This is a genomic window from Weissella kandleri (assembly GCF_045504165.1).
In the GTDB taxonomy this organism is placed as follows: domain Bacteria; phylum Bacillota; class Bacilli; order Lactobacillales; family Lactobacillaceae; genus Weissella; species Weissella kandleri_A.
This window is the reverse complement of the sequence record NZ_JBJJNY010000013.1, coordinates 1-19427: the sequence shown is the minus strand read 5'-3', so window position 1 is coordinate 19427 and position 19427 is coordinate 1. Positions and strand designations below refer to the sequence as shown.

The 19427-nt window shown below is 40.6% G+C and carries 21 protein-coding genes; 4 read left to right on the top strand and 17 right to left on the bottom strand.

Going from position 1 to position 19427, the window contains the following annotated elements:
• Positions 1–75 precede the first annotated feature (75 nt).
• The 8 genes from ACJQWY_RS06185 to rsmG all read right to left on the bottom strand — a co-directional run bounded on the left by ACJQWY_RS06185 (position 76) and on the right by rsmG (position 6606).
• Positions 76–1182, bottom strand: coding sequence for a sensor histidine kinase (locus ACJQWY_RS06185; protein ID WP_407076865.1), 1107 nt, complete (start codon positions 1180–1182; stop codon positions 76–78).
• Positions 1183–1184: 2 nt separating this feature from the next.
• Positions 1185–1874 carry a response regulator transcription factor gene (locus tag ACJQWY_RS06180; protein WP_407076864.1) on the bottom strand — a complete coding sequence of 230 codons (690 nt, stop codon included), beginning with the start codon at positions 1872–1874 and terminating at the stop codon, positions 1185–1187.
• Between the two features lie 36 nt (positions 1875–1910).
• Positions 1911–2747 carry a DUF1129 domain-containing protein gene (locus tag ACJQWY_RS06175; RefSeq protein ID WP_407076863.1) on the bottom strand — a complete coding sequence of 279 codons (837 nt, stop codon included), beginning with the start codon at positions 2745–2747 and terminating at the stop codon, positions 1911–1913.
• Positions 2748–2764: 17 nt separating this feature from the next.
• Positions 2765–3865 (bottom strand): redox-regulated ATPase YchF, encoded by a 1101-nt coding sequence (gene ychF, locus ACJQWY_RS06170; protein WP_407076862.1) that lies wholly within the window; start codon positions 3863–3865, stop codon positions 2765–2767.
• Positions 3866–3953: 88 nt separating this feature from the next.
• Complete coding sequence (locus ACJQWY_RS06165; RefSeq protein WP_057756204.1) at positions 3954–4139, bottom strand: DUF951 domain-containing protein; 186 nt, start codon at positions 4137–4139, stop codon at positions 3954–3956.
• An 18-nt stretch (positions 4140–4157) separates the two neighbouring features.
• Positions 4158–5072: a ParB/RepB/Spo0J family partition protein gene (locus tag ACJQWY_RS06160; RefSeq protein ID WP_407076861.1), complete on the bottom strand. Its 915-nt coding sequence runs from the start codon at positions 5070–5072 to the stop codon at positions 4158–4160.
• Positions 5059–5838: a ParA family protein gene (locus tag ACJQWY_RS06155; RefSeq protein WP_407076860.1), complete on the bottom strand. Its 780-nt coding sequence runs from the start codon at positions 5836–5838 to the stop codon at positions 5059–5061. The genes ACJQWY_RS06160 and ACJQWY_RS06155 overlap by 14 nt, the downstream gene beginning before the upstream one ends.
• Positions 5839–5886: 48 nt before the next feature.
• Entirely contained in the window at positions 5887–6606 is a 720-nt protein-coding gene (gene rsmG, locus ACJQWY_RS06150) for a 16S rRNA (guanine(527)-N(7))-methyltransferase RsmG (RefSeq protein WP_407076859.1), read from the bottom strand.
• Positions 6607–6890: 284 nt separating this feature from the next.
• Between rsmG and ACJQWY_RS06145 the strand changes: the two genes are divergently transcribed.
• Entirely contained in the window at positions 6891–7913 is a 1023-nt protein-coding gene (locus ACJQWY_RS06145; protein WP_407076858.1) for a tRNA dihydrouridine synthase, read from the top strand.
• Positions 7914–7978: 65 nt separating this feature from the next.
• Here ACJQWY_RS06145 and ACJQWY_RS06140 read toward each other — a convergent pair whose 3' ends face one another.
• Together ACJQWY_RS06140 and ACJQWY_RS06135 are read right to left on the bottom strand one after the other, a co-directional pair.
• Positions 7979–8191, bottom strand: coding sequence for a hypothetical protein (locus ACJQWY_RS06140; RefSeq protein WP_407076857.1), 213 nt, complete (start codon positions 8189–8191; stop codon positions 7979–7981).
• On the bottom strand, positions 8191–9093 hold the full coding sequence (locus ACJQWY_RS06135; RefSeq protein ID WP_407076856.1) for an alpha/beta hydrolase fold domain-containing protein: 903 nt from the start codon (positions 9091–9093) through the stop codon (positions 8191–8193). Before ACJQWY_RS06135 ends, ACJQWY_RS06140 begins: the two co-directional genes overlap by 1 nt.
• Before the next feature lie 125 nt (positions 9094–9218).
• On the opposite strand from ACJQWY_RS06135, the gene ACJQWY_RS06130 reads away from it, so the two are divergent.
• Positions 9219–9626: a hypothetical protein gene (locus ACJQWY_RS06130; RefSeq protein ID WP_407076855.1), complete on the top strand. Its 408-nt coding sequence runs from the start codon at positions 9219–9221 to the stop codon at positions 9624–9626.
• Positions 9627–9720: 94 nt separating this feature from the next.
• Here the strand turns inward: ACJQWY_RS06130 and spxB are convergent, their stop codons facing one another.
• The 4 genes from spxB to ACJQWY_RS06110 form a co-directional block, all read right to left on the bottom strand.
• Positions 9721–11517: a pyruvate oxidase gene (spxB, locus tag ACJQWY_RS06125; RefSeq protein WP_407076854.1), complete on the bottom strand. Its 1797-nt coding sequence runs from the start codon at positions 11515–11517 to the stop codon at positions 9721–9723.
• Between the two features lie 337 nt (positions 11518–11854).
• On the bottom strand, positions 11855–12982 hold the full coding sequence (locus ACJQWY_RS06120) for an AI-2E family transporter (protein WP_407076853.1): 1128 nt from the start codon (positions 12980–12982) through the stop codon (positions 11855–11857).
• 18 nt (positions 12983–13000) lie between these two features.
• Positions 13001–13276 carry an acylphosphatase gene (locus ACJQWY_RS06115; protein ID WP_407076852.1) on the bottom strand — a complete coding sequence of 92 codons (276 nt, stop codon included), beginning with the start codon at positions 13274–13276 and terminating at the stop codon, positions 13001–13003.
• Positions 13277–13286: 10 nt separating this feature from the next.
• Positions 13287–13847: a TetR/AcrR family transcriptional regulator gene (locus tag ACJQWY_RS06110; protein ID WP_407076851.1), complete on the bottom strand. Its 561-nt coding sequence runs from the start codon at positions 13845–13847 to the stop codon at positions 13287–13289.
• Positions 13848–13993: 146 nt separating this feature from the next.
• On the opposite strand from ACJQWY_RS06110, the gene rlmD reads away from it, so the two are divergent.
• A complete protein-coding gene (gene rlmD, locus ACJQWY_RS06105; RefSeq protein ID WP_407076850.1) occupies positions 13994–15430 on the top strand; it encodes a 23S rRNA (uracil(1939)-C(5))-methyltransferase RlmD in 1437 nt (478 codons plus the stop codon).
• 135 nt (positions 15431–15565) lie between these two features.
• Here rlmD and ACJQWY_RS06100 read toward each other — a convergent pair whose 3' ends face one another.
• Genes ACJQWY_RS06100 through ACJQWY_RS06090 form a run of 3 tightly spaced genes read right to left on the bottom strand, consistent with a single transcriptional unit; the run spans position 15566 to position 18521 of the window.
• The gene (locus tag ACJQWY_RS06100; RefSeq protein ID WP_407076849.1) at positions 15566–16474 is read right to left on the bottom strand and encodes a glycine betaine ABC transporter substrate-binding protein; all 909 of its coding nucleotides are present in this window, start codon (positions 16472–16474) and stop codon (positions 15566–15568) included.
• Between the two features lie 12 nt (positions 16475–16486).
• Entirely contained in the window at positions 16487–17329 is an 843-nt protein-coding gene (locus ACJQWY_RS06095) for an ABC transporter permease (protein ID WP_407076848.1), read from the bottom strand.
• Entirely contained in the window at positions 17322–18521 is a 1200-nt protein-coding gene (locus ACJQWY_RS06090) for a quaternary amine ABC transporter ATP-binding protein (protein ID WP_407076847.1), read from the bottom strand. The genes ACJQWY_RS06095 and ACJQWY_RS06090 overlap by 8 nt, the downstream gene beginning before the upstream one ends.
• A gap of 315 nt (positions 18522–18836) precedes the next feature.
• On the opposite strand from ACJQWY_RS06090, the gene ACJQWY_RS06085 reads away from it, so the two are divergent.
• Positions 18837–19427: IS30 family transposase (locus ACJQWY_RS06085; RefSeq protein WP_407076846.1), on the top strand; the 591-nt coding region annotated here is incomplete at its 3' end.

Genomic DNA, 19427 nt, shown 5'->3' with positions numbered 1-19427 from the left:
CATTTTATTAGCTAAAAAAGAGGCTTCAAGCGCCTCTTTCAATAATTACTATGCTTATGTTGGTTAATGGTTCATTTATAAATCGGGTTGTAATGGTAGCGTAATAATGAAGCTCGTTTTATGCTCATCTGACTCGACGCGCGCTTCACCATTATGCCCTTCAACAATTCCACTCACAATGGCTAACCCTAACCCAGAACCGCCAGTTTTAACGTTACGGGAACTTTCCACCCGATAAAAACGATCAAAAACATGTCCCAACGCCTCTTCTGGAATACGTTTACCATCATTTTCCACACGGACTTCCACGGATTCATCATCCTCTAAAATCTGAGCCATTAAGTGAATATAAGTCGCCCCTTCGCCATATTTAAATGCGTTCGCAATCAAATTCATAAAAACGCGTGCCAGCCGATTTTGGTCACCACACATTTCAATTGAATCTGGCTGAGTTGACGCTGAAATCTCAACATGATGTTCCTGCGCTTCTAATTCATAATTTGCGGCTAACTGACTCAACATCGCCGATAAGTTTAAAGGTGCCAAGTGCAGCTGCATTTTAAAGGACTTATCGTTCACCTGAACATATTCATACAAATCTTCAACTAAAGTACGCATATGCTCAGCTTTGTCATAAGCAACATTGACATACTTATTATTTTCAGGAGCACTTGGATGCATCTTAACCAGACCTAAATAACCTAACAGCGCTGTCAGTGGGGTCCGTAAGTCATGCGAAATATTTCCAATCATTTCATCCTTAGAATGTTCAATTTCTTTACCACGCGCCTCAGACTCTTGCATTGCCTCAAAAATACCATCAATACTTTTAATCAATGGACGCAACCGAATAAAAGGTGATTTTTTGAAACGCGGTAACTGCGCCACATTTGCTAAATTTTGACTCTTTTGAATGATCATTAAGGTTAACGCCTTTAAATACATCTGTTCAAAAATTAGATAGTTAGCCCATAGCCAGCCAGTAAATACACCAATACTAATGATCCAGAATGCTTTAGGATTGTGAGTGGCAACGAAGTGTACTTCGGCAACCCAATTTTTAGCGTCCCATACTGGTTGCGAAATCAAAATGGCACCAACAAACACAAAGCCACTTAAAATTAGCACCATTAACATCTTACCAACTAGTTTCATCCAATCTTTGAAGTTTAATTTTGACATCACTACAATGCCTCAATCTTATAACCGACACCCCAAACGGTTTGCACTACTTGATTACCACCAGTTGCTTCTTCTAATTTATCCCGCAAATGTGAAACATGCACCATCACGGTTTTTGCACTAACAACAGATTCTTGTTGCCAAACGCGTTCAAAAATATCATCGGCACTAAAAACACGATTCGGATGCGAGGCTAACAAATATAAAATACCAAATTCCAACGCAGTTAAATTAACATCATCCCCCGCAGCCGTTTTAACCTCATGGCTATCCTTATTAATCGTCAAAGGCCCAATGTCCAAAATTTCTTGGACATTTTGCTGAACCCCATTTTGTGCTCGGCGCAACAATGCTTTCACCCGCGCCATCACCTCTAATGGGTTGAAGGGCTTTGTTACATAATCATCGGCCCCCGTAATCAACCCTTGAATTTTATCCATAGCCCCCGACTTGGCTGACAAAATTAAAATTGGCACGGGATTATCTTTTCGAATTTCTTTTACCACTTCTGTCCCGTTCATTTCCGGCATCATAATGTCCAAAATAACTAGGCCAATATCTGGATTCGTTCGCATTTTTTTCAAAGCTTCTTTACCATCAAATGCTAAAACCGGTTCATAGCCTTCATTTTTAACATAAATCTCCAGTAATTCAGCAATTTCATGATCATCATCAACAATTAGAATCTTCATTTTAATACACTCTCCAAATCTTGATTGTCTATTAATTTACTTTCTATTTTGAGCTTGTGATGCTCCCATAAATCCACCAACAATTCCCGTCCGCTTACGCCAAGCACGGAAGCCAAAGAAAGCAATTGCTGACACAACCAAATAAAACCAACCAGACAAAACCGGATTAACTGCTGCTGGCAATAATGATACCAACATGTAAATCATAAACCACAAAACAAAAGCAAGAATAGCTGCCATAATGCGCATAAAGCGTCCCAAATCTTGCCGAGCCATAATCTTAGTAATCAAAGCAAAAATTAAACCACCAATAATTGATGTTAATGCCAAAGAGGTCACTCCTGCCGCCCCTGCATTAACAGTGGCATCCTTTTGGAACAACAAGGTGATTCCAAACATCACCGCAAATAACATTAAGAAAGTCAGCATATTATCCACTGCCAAATCCCAATAGTTGCTGTCAGCATAGGGATTCGCTTGCGTTTCATGCTTCAAAGCTTCTACTTGAATTCCCATTGCCGCTTCCGGAGTACCATAGATTTGTTTAGCCGTCCGCCCTTGTTTTTGATGAACTAACAATTCATCATAAATTTTTTGAATCAAAGGCAATCCTAATTTTTCATCAGTCACCAATTCCGCTGCCTGATAAACAAACTCTTGATTGCGCTTATTTAAACCAGTCGCTGCTAATTCCGCACGTGTTGGTAAATGCTTAAATTCAACTTTTTTTGCATCAAGCCTGGGCGTTGTTGTTTCTGTTGCATCATTATCAACCACATCACCCTCATGTGGTGTCACTGCATCAATCATTGATTCTTGATTAGCTGAACTTTGTGGGTCCATATTTTCCGACGCTTGCTTTTCTTTCGTCATTTAACTGCTCCTTTAGCCTACACATTAAATAGGAATTCCATGATATCCCCATCTTCTACGACATATTCTTTACCTTCCGAACGTAAGCGACCGGCTTCTTTCACTGCTTTCTCACTTCCATACTGATCCAAATCGGTATAACTCATCGTTTCCGCCCGGATAAACCCGCGTTGGAAGTCTGAGTGAATCACCCCGGCAGTTTCAGGAGCCTTAGCACCGGTCTTAAAGGTCCAAGCTCGAACTTCTTTAACTCCAGCCGTAAAGAATGTCCGCAAATCAAGCAAATTATAAGCAGCCCGAATCAAAACATTCAAACCTGGCTCACTAACCCCAGACATTTCCAGGAACTCTGCTTGATCTTCTGGTGCCATTTCAGCAATTTCTTCTTCAGCACGAGCTGATAATCCAATCACTTGAGCGTGCTCAGCATTGGCGTATTCTTGAATCGCTTGGAAATACTTTGAAGCAGTAGGATCACTCATATCATCTTCACTGACGTTCGCTACGTACAACGTAGGCTTAGTCGTCAATAAGAATAAACCTTTCACGATTTTCTCTTGTTCTTCAGTAAATTCAGCCAAACGCGCAGGCTTACCTGCTTCGAGGAGGGGCTTAATTTTTTCTAAAACTTCATATTCAGCCTTAGCTTCTTTGTCACCACCTTTGGCTGCGCGCGAAACGCGATCATAACGCTTTTCAATAGACTCCAAATCAGCCAAAACTAACTCGGTATTGATTGTTTCAATGTCATCAACCGGGTTAACCGTTCCATTCACATGCACAATATTATCATCATCAAACGCCCGTACCACGTGCACAATCGCATTAACTTGGCGAATATTCTCCAAGAACTTATTTCCTAACCCTTCACCTTTTGACGCCCCTTTAACAATTCCGGCAATGTCGGTAAATTCAAAAGTAGTAGGAATAATTTTATTTGTATGCACAATTTCGGCAATCCGTGCCAAACGCGCATCAGGAACTTCTACGACCCCCACATTGGGTTCAATCGTCGCAAAAGGATAGTTCGCCATTTCGGCTCCGGCCTTCGTAATTGCGTTAAAAAGGGTTGATTTACCAACGTTTGGTAACCCCACGATTCCAGCTGTTAATGCCATAATTTAATCCTTCATTTCTTGTCTATTCTTTTTAGCTTAAAAGCTAAAATCTACGTCGTAATTCTCCACAGTACTTCACTATGATTGATCATTCGCCCGCTGAGCGCAAAACACGTTTAAAGCGTTTATCAAAATCATGCCGCGTGAGCATGACCACCCGCTCGCAACCTTGACATTTAATTTTCATATCGGCCCCGATTCGAATAATTTCCCAAGCATTTGTGCCACAAGCATGCGGCTTTTTCATTTCCACAATATCATGTAAAGCGTACATATTTCGCCCTCCATTGAATTAATCTTGTTTTAAATCCATGCCTAAAACTGTAAAAATATGTTGCAATTCCTCATCTGATAAATAATTAATTTCAATTTTACCAGCGCCCTTTTTATTCCGATGAACTGCAACCTTCGTTCCAAACTTATCAGTTAAAGCTGCTTGAGTTTTAACAATAAAGTCAGACTTTGCTTGAGGCTTCGTTACTTTTGGCGCCTGATCTTCATTTAAATCGTTCACTAATTTCTCAAGTTGCCGGACCGTCAAATGTTCTTGCATCACTTTTTTTGCGACTTCACCGATTTTACGCTTATTATGAAGTCCCAAAAGAGTCCGTCCTTGCCCCATCGACAGTTGTCCGCCTTGAATCCAACCTTGGACATCCTCTGGTAAAGTTAGCAGACGTACCGTGTTCGCAATCGCTGACCGGGCTTTCCCCAGTCGCTTAGCAACCTGCTCTTGCGTCAAATGAAGGACTTCCATCATTTGCTTATACGCTAAAGCTTCTTCGATTGGTGACAAATCCTCACGCTGCAAGTTTTCTAAAACCGCCGCTTGCATCATAGTTTCATCATCATATTCCCGAATGACCGCGGGAATGGTTTCATTACCTAATAACTGCGTTGCCCGCCATCGCCGTTCTCCAGCTAAAATTTCATATTTTTTATCATCTTTAGGGGCCTGGCGCACAATGATTGGTTGTAGAATTCCATTTTCTCGAATTGAACTGGCCAAATCACGCAAAGCACTTTCATCAAACGTATGCCGCGGCTGGTAGGGGTTCGCTAAAATTCGATCAACGGCTACATCGTCAATCATATCGCCACTCTTCGGCTTAGTTGGAACTTCAATCCCCTGTTGCCCAAAAAGAGCATTAAGCCCCCCATTCATAATGTCATCACCTAATACAGATTTTTTCTTAGATGTCGTCATGCGCTGCCAAGACCTCCTCTGCTAATTTAGTGTAAACTTCAGACCCTTTCGACTTGGGATCGTAATCAATAATGGCTAAACCGTGACTTGGTGCTTCAGACAAACGCACATTACGCGGAATTACCGTATGATAAACTTGCTCTTCATTAAAGTAATTACGCACTGCTTCTTCAACTTCATTTGACAAATTCGTCCGACCATCAACCATCGTTAACAAAACCCCCTCAATCCCCAAATCGGGATTCAACAGGCTCTTAATTTGCGTGATTGAACTTAACAATTGACCAAGTCCTTCTAACGCATAGTATTCAGCTTGCACTGGAATCAGGACCGCATCAGCTGCCGTAAAAGTATTAATCGTAATCAAACCAAGCGAAGGGGGATTATCAATTAAAATATAGTCATACTGATCTTCAATCGTTGCAATCGCTTCTTTCAAACGTGTTTCACGCGCCATAACTGGTGCCAATTCAAGTTCTGCTCCCGCTAAGCGAATGGTTGCAGGGATAATTTCCAAATTATCATGACTCGTTTTTAAAATTACATCAGCCGGTTTAACACCACGTACCAAAACATCATAAATTTCATGCTCATCTTCAATCGCTGACTTTTTAATTCCTAACCCCGAAGTCGCATTGCCTTGAGGATCAGCATCAATAATCAAAACCCGTTTGTCATGACTGGCTAAAGCCGCTCCTAAATTAACCGTGGTCGTCGTTTTTCCAACGCCACCTTTTTGATTTGCTAAAGCAATAATATGTGCCATTTTCCTACCTCTCTACTGCAATCATCTTTAAATTATTGCTAATTTTCATCAAAGGATTTTATTTTTAATATCGCTAAATTTCCGTGGATATTTAGTCGGTGTGTCCTTAACTTTTTTAATAATCACCACCGTCCGCGGATCCCCATTGGGTAAATCAACATTCACTTGCTTGAATACCTGACCACCTACCAAGGGAATTGCCTTAGCAGCCGCCGTCAATTCTTCTTCTACCCGACTCCCCTTCATTGCTAACAGTTCACCACTAACTTTAACCAATGGCAAGGTCAGCTCAACTAACATCGGCATCGCCTTTAAGGCTCGGGCTGTTACAATATCAAAACTTTCCCGAAATGAAGAACCTTTTTTACCTAAGTCTTCGGCCCGCCCGTGGATAATAGCGACATCTTCTAGCGCCAAATCAATGACTAAATCATTTAAAAAATTGATTCGCTTTTGTAGCGCATCGACGATTGTAATCTTTAATTGAGGAAAAGCAATTTTTAAAGGAATTGACGGAAAGCCAGCGCCAGCCCCAACATCAACCAATTTTAAAGGCTCATTTTGTAAGCTTGTATCAGCCCAAGCTAGGGTTAACGAATCATAAAAATGTTTCAAATAAACCTGATCTTGTTCGACAATATTCGTTAAATCCATAACCTGATTTACTTCGATTAACTTTTCGTAATATCGCTGATACTGCGCGATTTGATGCTGATTTAATTCAATACCATGCGCCCGTAAAGCGTCCACAAATTCCGTGGGATTCATCTGTTTTCCTCCATTATTTTCCAGTTATTTAAAGAATACCCCAAAGGCCTTGGTATTTCAATCATCTGACGCACTAAAACTTAAAGTTTCACGTGAAACATTACCATATCTTTTCCGTCACCACCCCTTTCAAAATATTATTATTAGATTTTTCTCATTTCGGTCGCAGACTTGACTTGATACTTGTCAAAAACACATTTTATCCTTATAGTAATAGTGTTTACTTACATTTTATAAATTTAGTCTCCTAACATAATCACTCTTATAAGAAAGGAAATATTCTGATGACACAAGCAAAATCATCATATTGGCAAAAGATCGTGGACCAGGCTCAAGCTGGATACGAACAGCCCACCCCCTTTTTCACCCTAGCTCCCATGGAAGCCGTCACTGACACCGTCTTCCGCCGCGTCGTGGAACAAGCTGCAGGGCCTGACGCGTACTACACAGAATTTACCAACGCCCGTAGTATTGCCCACCCCAAGGCGAAATTTTCAGTTCAAGGCCGACTAGCCGTTGCTGATGGTGAACGCATGCCGATTGCTCAAATTTGGGGCAATCGCCCAGAAGATTTTAAATCAGCAACTGCCGATTTAAAAACACGTGGCTATGAAGCGGTTGACATTAACATGGGCTGCCCAGATGGTACGGTGATTAAAAATGGAGGCGGATCAGATTTAATCCGCCATCAAGATGACGCCGCTGCAATCATTGCTGCTGCCAAAGAGTCTGGATTAGTAATATCCGTTAAAACGCGCCTAGGCTTTAATGATTTTGAAACTTATCAAACTTGGTTACCATTCTTGTTAGAACAAGATGTGCAAGTACTAACCATCCACTTACGCACGCGTAAAGAGATGTCTAAAGTACCTGCGCACTATGAAGTCATCGATGAGATTGTCGCGATGCGTGACGCGATTTCACCCCAGACCCTTTTGCAAATTAACGGTGACATCCAAGACCGCGCAGCAGGCTTAGAATTAGCTACCGCTCACCCTGGCGTCGATGGAATTATGATTGGGCGAGGAATTTTCGAATCGCCTTGGGCTTTTGAAAAAGAACCACATGCGCACACTTTAGAAGAATCATTAGCTCTGCTCCGCTTACAGTTAGATTTGCATGATGAGGTGACCAAACTTTACGGTCCTCGCCATTTCCAAAAGCTCAAGCGTTTCTTTAAAATTTACGTGCGTTCATTCTCGTATGCTTCCGATTTACGGATGGCATTAATGGAGACTAGCACCACTGATGAAGTCCGCCAAGTCTTAGCAGATTTTGATAAACAATGGCAAGCCCATCAAAAATAATCTTTAAAAAATAGCTCACGTCATCCTTTGTCGTGGGCTATTTTTATCAAATATTTTGCACAATCCTACAATTTAGTAGACCATTCGCTTTTGTTTTCTTGTAAAAAATTTTTAAAACTCATAAACGCCGAAAATACATCCGGTAAAATTAATAGAATGACAACGAATTTCAAGACCGGGGTCACTGGATTAATCAAACCAACTAATAAATAATCAATCGAAATCGTCAACAATAACGAACTCGGGCTGGCATGCGTAAAGAGGTTATTATAATTCATTAGTTTCCTCCCATAAATTCGTTTAGAAAGTCTAATTTCATCTGTACAATTTCATCCGTCATAAAGTCAGTGATGCCGTGATGGGCCCCCGGAACCAAATGCCATTGCGCACGGTGGTCACCAACTAAATCCTGGGCTGCTTGCATCAATTCGACCGTTTGTTGGTAAGGAACCACTTGGTCCGCTGTCCCTGCTATCCCCAGAATTGGTGGCATAGATGGCGTCAAATAATTAAGCGGATTATATTTTTGCACTAACTCGGGGACATCAACCGGACGCTTTTTGCCTAATAATTGACCTTCAAACGACCCCGCTGAACCCGTCTCAGCATACTTGGGTTGTGTTTTCGTCGCTGCGAACTGTTGCGGAAACTGATCAATGACATAAGGCCCATACATGGCAATTACCGCACAAATAGGCGCCCGCTCATTATTATCCCAGCGTTCATCAAACAAGGCGGTTCCTGGTCGCTGCAGTGCTGTCAAAACGGCCAACTGCGCTCCAGAAGATTCCCCCATTAAAGCCAGTCGCTGTCCATCAAGCCCATAGTCAGCTCCAAACTGCTTTACCCAATGGAGCACCGCTTGCATTTCACTAACCTGCGCTGGAAAAGCGGCTTGCCATAACAGTGAATAATCAGGGCTAACGATAGCATACCCGGCTGCTAAAAGTTGCAGTGCGGGATTCATTTTAAATGAGCTTTTGTCACCACGCCATAAGCCACCCCCATAAATATCAACGATTACTGGATATCCGGCTTGCGGTTTAACCTGGTTAGGCAAATAAACATCTAGTTTATGCCTAGCTCCATCCATATAGGCCAAATCATGCCATTGTTGCCGAATATTTTCCGTTGCCGCCGCTTTAAATTGATATGTTTGATCGATAAATTTTCCTGTCATCAAAGCTCACACCCTTTCATCTTATCTCCATTTTAACAAATAATTACCTTGGTCCCAAGAAATTCGCTTTTTTTTAAAAAATCAGCTATAATATTCTTACAAAAAATAAGTGTGGAGGGAACATCATGACAGAACATCCATTTGAATTCCAAACGTGGGATGCTTACTTAGAGGATCTTAAGCACCAAGAAATTCCTTGGCAATTAGGTCCCGACGGCACTGAGCATCCACAATACCCCACGGAACTCTTAAATTTAATTAACGAATTTACCCATTCCGATTACTTCGATCAAAATTTCAAGCGTACCCTTTACCAAAAGGGCTTTAATAAAATGATTACTGAAGATGACTTGCGCGCTTTAGCCAGTGAAACTGATACTGAATTCTTTACTTTACGTGCGGTAGTCTCAATGCTCATGCATAATGAACACTACTTTGAAGGCTTATGGGCAGCTATGGTAAATAATGGTTTGTTGCAAACTTTCCTCCGCCAAATTCATGCTAAAACCCCAGCTGATTTCCCCATATGGTAACCAAACTCAAAACCTAATTCAATAAAAAGGCAGATTGCAATCCAATGTAATCTGCCTTTACTTTTGCTTATTTAGCTCTTTCTACTTGAATAGCTTACAACTCAACGCCATATTCTTTGAAATAATCCTTCAAAGGACGAAGTGATTGTGCGTCATACTTTTCCTTAAAAGCATCAACTGAAGCTTGTGAAGTCAATTCAGGATCAATATCCATAGCCTCAACGGGGAATCCACGCTTGTCTTTAATCTTGATGTCCAAAAGTACTGGACGACCAGACTTTGAAACTTCAACCGCCTTATCAAAGGCTTCAGCTAATTCTTCAGGCTTAGTTACCGTAATTCCAACTACACCCATTCCTTCGGCAATCTTAGCATAATCAGCATCCAAAATATCAACACCAGATGGATTCATGGGCAAATCAGCTTGAGAATTTTTAATGAAACTCAAAGTTGTGTTTGAAGTTACCACATTAATAATTGGTAACTTGTGATAAGTCTCTGTCAACAAATCTTGCATAACCATTGAGAAGGCGCCATCACCAGCGATATTAAAGACTTGTCGGTCAGGGAAGCTCAACTTAGCTGCCAAGGCCGCTGGAACCCCATAACCCATTGTCGCGAACAAAGCTGACGTCGTAAACTTCTGCTTAGGCTTAAGATCCAAGAAGCGAACCGTATTAATCACATTATCTCCAACGTCAATTCCAAAGATAGCATCGTCATCGGCAACACGGTTAATTTGCTTATAAACTTGCTCATATTCAATTGGCGTCGTCTGGCGATCCATCAACATTTGCAAATAAGCACGCCAGTCCTTATTTTGAGCCAATTCAGCTTCATAAACTGCTGACTTTTGTGCCGGCTGGCTCTTAGCTAATAAGGCCTTAATAAAGGCTGGTCCATCCGACTCAATCCCTAAATCAACGTGATGATGTGCCCCAAAGACTGAGCTATCAATATCAATTTGGATAAACTTAAATGGATGCGAAGTATAAACATTTTCCGCAAATGGGAAATCATTGCCAATTGCGATAACCAAATCAGCATTATTTAAGGCTTCATTGGCTGAAATTGAACCAGCTCGGTTAACCAAGCCTAAATTACCAACATAGCTATCTGGAACAATTCCCTTACCTAACGCTGTTGTGATAATTGGAATTTGCAGCTTTTCAGATAATTCGATTAACTCATCCGGTGCACCCGCTGCTCCACGTCCAAGGTGGAAGACAGGGGCTTTCGCTTGCTTAATCATTTCAAAAGCAGCCTCAATCTCATCATCGGTTGGAGTTGGCAAAAGCTTCGTTTGATCAGCTGGATGATATGAACTTGCTGATTCATAAGGCATGTCGGCAATCTCTTCCCAACCTAAATCAACCGGAATAACAACTACCGCTACTCCACGGTGCTTGTACGCCATCCGGATGGCCTTATCAACAACGTACGGTAAGCTCTTGGCTGTCATTACTGTCCGATTATAAACTGAGACGTCATCAAAAATTGGACCCTCATTAAACTCTTGGAAGAAGTCATAGTTCATCTTGGTTGAAGGAACTTGTCCTACCAAAGCTAATACGGGAGCATGATCTTCCCGGGCATCATAGAGTCCATCCAAAAGATTAACCGCCCCTGGTCCGGCTGAACCAAAGGCTACTCCAACATGCCCAGTTAACTTAGCTTCAGCTGAAGCAGCCAAAGCTCCCACCTGCTCATGACGAACATGAATAAAATCAATGCGATCTTGTTCAACATCCAAAGCATGCATCGTTGAGCTAAACGAGCCTCCAGGATAACCATAGATATTTTTAACCCCCCAAGCTTCAAGAACTTTTATCATTGCAACAGATGCTGGAATTTTATCTTGTTCATTATACTTAATCATTCGATTGGTCATTATTCCGCTCCCCTAAAAGATATATTGAAAACGTTTACATCTATTGTTATATATCCAATCTTGTTTAATTTCAAGCCCTGTTCAAGCCCCATCGTATCGAATTTGAGTCCTCTTTTTCACAAAGTTAGTTACCGTCAAGTAAATTTTTTCCTCGCGATGCCTTACTTACTAATTGTACTAACTTTTTATAAGATAATATTGCGCTTTTGATAAAATGTTTTCTTTCACAAATTTCTTAAAATTAATTTTAAATTTTTTTAAATTTAATGACCAAATCACCTTTAACTTTCAGTAAATAAAAAACGATTGACGTCCACTCCCCGTCAACCGTTTAAATTTATTCTGCTTCCGTAATATTACGCTGCACATCTTGACTCCGTTCAACAAAGAACTCCCATAAATAAACGACCAGCGTCCGGATAATCGCATAAGTCGGGATAGCTAAAATCATCCCCGCTGGTCCAGCCACATTTCCAGCTGCCAACAATAAAATCAATATGGTCATTGGATGAATATTTAAATGGGCTCCAATAATGCGTGGATAAATAATATTTCCATCAATCAAATGCACGATGGCCACCACTACAATCGTCCAAAAAATTTGCCATACGCCTTGCGTTGCCGCTACAAACAAAGCTGGAATAATTCCAATATAAGGACCTAGATAAGGCACAATATTAGCAATTCCTGCAATAATTCCTAAGACTAGGGCATATTTTTCACCAATTAATACATATCCAACCCCCGTTGCAACCCCAACGAAGATCATCTCTAAAACTTGACCCATAATATATTGCGATAGCGTTTCATTTAAACGTGCGGCGACTTCTGCCATATCCTTACGGCGCTTTGGAAACCATTTTTGCAATAATGGTAATAGTTTATGACCGTCACTGAGCATATAGAAAGTCATCACCGGAACCGTCAAAAGATATACTAAATAACCAATTACTGAGCTCGCAATGCCGCCAAAACCATTTGCCATCCCATTTAAAACGCTCGTACCATATTTTTGCACACCATGTTGCAACGTATTGGCATCAAAAGTAATGCCCAAAGTTCCCAACCAAGCAAGGCGATCTGCATGTTCGAACCAAGCTTTTAATTGATTGAAATAACCTGGCGTCGCGTGCAAGAAATTCGTTAATTGATCCATCAAACGCGGTACAACATTCGCCAAGGTTACTCCGACAATCACCAACAATAAAATAATCATCAGTAATGAAGTAATCCCACGAGAAAGATGATGACCTTTAATCTTCACCTTCTCCAATATATTCACCATTGGATTCAAAATATAATACAACAAACCTGAAATTAAAATCGGTACAAAAACCGCACCAATAAATTTAATAATCGGATCCAGAATAAAATCTAACTGCGATATCACTAATAATAAGACCGCAATAATCAATAGTTCCAACGACCAGTATAAAATTGATCTATATTTAATTTTTCCCAACATAGGCTTCTCCGTGCTTTCTTAATAAATTTTAAAAACCGTGTGTGCTGGATTCACTTCTAGACTAGAAATCATGACATGATGCACTTTGGTCCCGTTTGAAGGTCCAATTTCAATTTGTGCCATGAATTTCCGCAAATCAGCCTGCTCACCTTGTGCTTCAATCAAAACCGATCCATCATCTTTATTAACCACGTACCCTTTAATATTAAGCCTTTCCGCCAATTGCCGAGCTGCCCAACGAAAGCCCACCCCTTGCACGCGGCCAAATACATTCATTCTAACTGCTTGTTGCATCGCTGTCCTCCTAATTTGTCTCTTCAATTACTGGCAACAATTCCAACCATGTCGACTCAAATAATGGCATGTAAAGATTATCATTCCACCTATCAACGAAAAAGGGATGATATAAATATGTAAAAGCCATCATAATCAACATCCCCCGCTGGTGTCGAAAAGTATCCCAAGCCATCAACGTTTCAACCGTTTCCGCTAACTGAGCGATACGCGGATTAATCAATTCCGTTTCTTGCTGGAGGGCTATTTGATACAAAGAAGCCATCTCTGGATTCGTCATAAACGCTTGCTGTCGCTGAACCACAAAGTTTTGTAACCATTCATGCAATCCGTCGACTCGTTGCTCAGCTGGCAGTCGTGTGATCGTCAAAGATGGAGCGTCCACTTGATCCAGCCATTGAGTGTACATCGCTTCATATAAAGCATCTCGATTTTTAAAATGTTTATATAAGGCCGCATGCGTGACCTCAAGCTGCCTAGCTATATCAGTTAACCGTACACCAGTCAACCCTTTTTCTACGATTAAATCATGGGTCGCCGCAAAAATTTGTTCATCACTAATTTTAGCCATCTTTGTTCTCTCTTAACTCATTTCTTTTAATTATAATAGATTAAGCGCTATCTGTCGCCGTCGATAACGTGTTAATATTGATATTGTATAAAAAACTTAAAGGAGTATTAATGAGTGCGTGCTGAACCACCCGTTAAAATGTAAATATGGCTGAAAAAAATCATCAACACCGCTTCAATCATCCAAATAAAGATAAAGATGCAAGACATCGTCCCCAAGACGTCCAAGTTAAGGTTGGCGACAAATTACTAATCACCATTAAAAAGCTTGGTATTAATGGTGAAGGGATTGGTTCGTACAAACGTAAAATAACTTTTATCCCTGGCGCCCTGCCTGGCGAAGTCGTTGATGTTAAAGTCAACAATGTGACCGCTAAATTTATCGAAGCCGAAATTCGTAAATTCAAACAAACTTCTTCTGACCGTGTCAAACCAGTCGATGATCAAAACGTCGGTGGTTTTGAACTAGAGCATTTAGCCTATCCCAAGCAATTAGCATTTAAACAAGATATTATCAGCCAAGCCTTGGCCAAATATCGTCCCCGCGGTTACCAAGATATCACCATTCTTCCAACAATTGGGATGGAAAAACCCAGTGGGTATCGCAATAAGGCCCAATTCCCTGTGCGACAAATGAAAGATGGCTCGATTGCGGTAGGAATGTATCAACGAAATTCCCACTTTTTAGTAGACTTACCAAAAGTTTCAACGCAACATCCGGCCACATTAAAAGTTGTTCGCACTGTCCGCGATATTATTGCTGAACTAGGACTACCAATCTATGAAGAAAAAAAACATACTGGAATCATTAAAACTTTAATTGCGCGGGTCAGTGAAGCTTCTGGCGAGGTCCAATTAACCTTGGTGACTAATTCAGCCAAAATTCCACAACTCAGCAAATTAATCATGTTGATCCATGATTGTTTGCCAGAAGTCGTTTCCATTCATCAAAATATTAATTCGGGTGAAACTTCATTAATTTGGGGACCCGAAACCAAGCTCCTCTGGGGACAAAAGTATATTACCGAAACGATTAACGGTAAACAATTCAAATTATCTCCTCGGGCGTTCCTACAACTGAATCCCAAACAGACTACCCGACTTTATCAAGAAGCTTTAGCTGCCCTTGATTTACAACATGCCGATAAGTTGATTGACGCTTACTCTGGGGTTGGAACCATCGGGATTTCACTCGCCCATGCCGCTGGTGAAGTACGCGGGATGGACACGGTCCCCGAAGCTATTGAAGACGCTAAACAAAATATTACTTTAAACGCGGTCGATAACGCTCAATACTTTACGGGTAAAGCCGAAGAACTTATTCCTCAGTGGGCTGCCGCTGGTTGGGTTGCTGATGCAATTGTCGTCGACCCACCTCGCACCGGATTAGACAGCAATTTGCGTCAATTATTAATCACTCATGCCCCCGAAAAGTTTGTTTACATTTCATGTAATGAATCAACCTTAGCCCGTGACCTAGTTGACTTAACTAAAGTCTACGATGTTGATTACATTCAACCAATTGATATGTTTCCACAAACTGCTCGCTGGGAAGGGGTCGTTAAATTCACTAAAAAACAATAAAACTTCCATGCAAAAGTATGACATTAGCGTAAGCTCTCTAATATCATACTTTTTATTTTTGTCCAAAATAAAAACACCTCTGCTAACCACAAAACCGTTTGGTACTTGCTATTAACAAAGATATTTTTTAACGCCTTATCTCTTCAAATCTTCAATTGAATTAATATTTGACATATACTTTGGAACACATAATCCAACTCGGGCACCCTCTAAGTTAGCTCCCAAATCATCAAACTTTCCTTTGTAATCATCGTAATATTTTCCACTTGTATTTGGTAACCAAGCCGAAACCATAGCATCGGCAGCTCCAGTTGACACTGACGCCCACAATGGTTGAATTTCCATTGGGCGGATTGTTACATCATAACCAACATCCCGCAAAGCTTGCGCAACCACGTTAGTTGAAGCAATCTCAGAGTCCCAAGCAACGTACGTTAAGGTCAATTTTTTACCACTAACCTTATCAACTGAATCCGTCCAAGCCTTTAACTGGTCCGGATTTTCAGCTAGCCATTCTTGTGCTGCTTTTTGCGGATCTACTCCCTCATTAACCTTCATCATGACTTTCGCCATCTCATCGGGTGTCCAGTGGAAACGATCCAAGACTGTATAGGCTTCAGGATCTGATTCCTTCAAGCCCTTGCGTGCAATCGTGTTAATATTTTCTGCTTTTCCATAAACGCCCTTGGGATCATCTAGGAATTTCAAATTATATTTAGAAACCATCCAATGTGGTACCCAACCAGTTACCACAATTGGTTCATGGTGAGCAACGGCTTTGCCTAATGAAGAAGTCATTGCGGCTGTGGAACTAGTTTGTAATTGCCAATTTTTAGCCCGCAACCCGTAAGAATCAAGAGCTGTATTGGTTCCGTTCATAATCCCAGCTCCGGCATCAATTCCCGTAATTGTGTAATCAACTTGTGGGCCTAATGCTTTGTTGGGGTTGTATGCATCCGGAGCTTTGGTACTAGTATTCATTAATCCAATTCCAATTAGAATGAAAACGACTAATAATGGTAATATTATTTTCATTTTTCGCATCTAACTTGCTCCTTAATGCTTGTCTTGATTAAGCGCCTGCGTCACCCGATCCAAAATGATTGCCAAAATAACGATGGCTAGACCAGCAGCGAAACCACTTCCAGCTTCGTTACGACCAACCGCAAAGTAAACTTCAGTTCCAAGACCCATTGCTCCAATCATTGAAGCAATAACAACCATTGACAATGCTAACATCATACTTTGGTTAATTCCCGCCATAATCGTTGGCTTAGCCAAAGGTAGTTGTACTTTATATAATTTCTGCCAACCAGTAGATCCAAAGCTATCAGCGGCTTCAATTAACTCAGTGGGTACTTGTTCAATTCCTAATTGCGTCATTCGTACTGTTGGTGGCATTGAGAAAATCACACTGGCAACTACACCAGGAACCATCCCGATTCCAAAGAAGGCTACAGCTGGAATTAAGTAAACAAAGGCTGGCATCGTTTGCATGAAGTCCATCAAAGGCTTCACAATTCGCGCCACAGTCTTGTTCGTCGCTGCCCAGATACCAAGTGGGATTCCAATCACAACGGCGAGCAAACTAGCTGACAAAACCAAAGTTAAGGTCTGTGTCATATCACGCCAGTATCCTTGATTCCAAATATATAACAAACCAATTAATTCAAACACTAAGAGTCCCCAGCGCTTGTTATTACGCGTGATATACCAAGTAGCCCCCATCACAATCAAAATAAATAATGGAATTGGAATGATATCAAAAACCCACTGAAAGGCATCAATAATTCCACCTAAGAAACTTGTTACCGCATAGAAAAATCCTTCAAAGTGCGATAACCAATCAACCAGACTATCAATCCAGTCAGCTAACGGTAATTTTGGCATATTAAACATTTACGTTCACCTCATTTCCAGACAATGCTCCAAGTACGGCACCACGTACAATAATTCCTAACAGATGATTATCATCATCTACAACCGCGTACGGTACCGGGGTACTTGAAATATCATCCATCAAATCAGAAAGAGGCGTATCGATATGCGTGGTTGGCACAATATCTTGTACCAATGACCGAATATCCTTTTGATCTTCCTTAATGGCTTTTCGTACATCATTAGCATCAATAATTCCATATAGATGCTTTTGCGAATCAATCGCATAAATACTTGAAATCCCATTTTCACGCATCCGTCGTGCGGCCAAACGTGGTCCAGCTTTCTCGATGTTAACCGTCGTTGCTGGAATCATGACGTTTCCAACCGTATAAACACGTGAACGATCCACATCTTCAATGAAGCGTTCAACATAATCATCGGCTGGGTGACTCAAAATTTCTTCCGGCGTTCCGATTTGAACAATTTCCCCATCCTTCATGATCATAATCCGATCACCAATCCGCAGTGCTTCGTTCAAATCGTGGGAAATAAAGACAATGGTTTTTTGCAAATTAGATTGCAAATCAAGCAGTTCATCTTGCATATCCTTCCGGCGCAGTGGGTCTAAGGCTGAAAAAGCTTCGTCCATCAATAAAATCTCAGGATCATTTGCCAGTCCACGGGCTAATCCAACTCGTTGTTGCATTCCACCTGAAAGCTGGTCTGGATATTGGTCTTCATAGCCCTTAAGTCCCACAACCTCCAACATTTCACGTGCTTTCTTAGCTCGTTCTTCTTTTTCAACACCTTGAATCTCTAAACCAAACTCCGTGTTTTCTTGAATCGTCCGATTTGGTAACAATGCAAAGCTTTGGAAAACCATGCTAAATTTCTCACGCCGAATCTTTTGTAGTTCTGCTTTAGACATTTTTGCAATATCTTGACCGTCAATTAAAACGCTTCCTGCTGTTGGCTTAATTAAACGGTTTAGCATTCGAATCGTGGTTGATTTACCAGATCCTGACAATCCCATAATCACAAAAATCTCACCATCTTCAACAGTGAAATTGGCTCGGTCGACACCTACTGTGGCTTCCGTTTCAGCTAATATTTCCTCTTTACTCTTACCCGCTTCTAACAAAGCTTGAGCCTGACGAATATGCTTACCAAAAATTTTAGTTAAATTTTTTACCTCTATTTTAGTACTCAATGCATCCTCCTTTTAGGGCTATATCACATTTGTATATCTAACAAGTATAGATTAAACCTTAAATCTTCGCAAATTTACGTCAACGAAATCGCGGTTAAATTTTGTTTCACGTGAAACTTAACATAAAAAACAAACCTGTGGAATGTTTTATAGGATAGGGGATAAGCCGCGATATCAATTTTTGATTTATGCCATTAAAAATTTTTTTATTTTTTTGGCAGATTGCAACATTAATCCGAACACCTAGATACAAAAATACCCATAGTAAATGTTCAATGGTTGTGCCCAAATAAACCAAAAAAGGATACAGTTACTATGAGTACATCTACTTTATCACAATATGAACGCGGTGCCATATACCAATTATTAAAAGATGGTTTTTCTCAAAATTTAATTGCTAAAAAACTTAATCGTTCTAAATTGACTATTAGTTATGAATTACATAGGGTTGATAAATATGACCCTATTTTAGCTCAAAACGATGCCGATTTTAAACGCACTAAGTGCGGGCGGAAAACAATCCTTAGTTCTAATTATGCCCGTATAATTAAGAATCATCTTCAATTAACTTGGTCACCTGAACAAATTGCCATACACTTTCATCTGTGTACTAAGTCTATTTATAATTGGATAGATAAAGGAATGCTTGATTTCAATCCGGAATTAATACCAGATAAGGCGCGTCGTCGTAAGCGTCAGAATGAAACGCGTGGAACGTTTAAGATTAACGCTACAATTGATCAAAGACCTGAAGCTGCCAATAAAAGGACTGAATTTGGACATTGGGAAGTTGATACTGTTTTATCATCTCGCGGTCAATCGAAAGAATGTTTAGCTACATTTGTAGAGAGACATAGTAGATTTCTATGGGCCATTAAAATTAAAAATCGATCGAGAGACTCTATG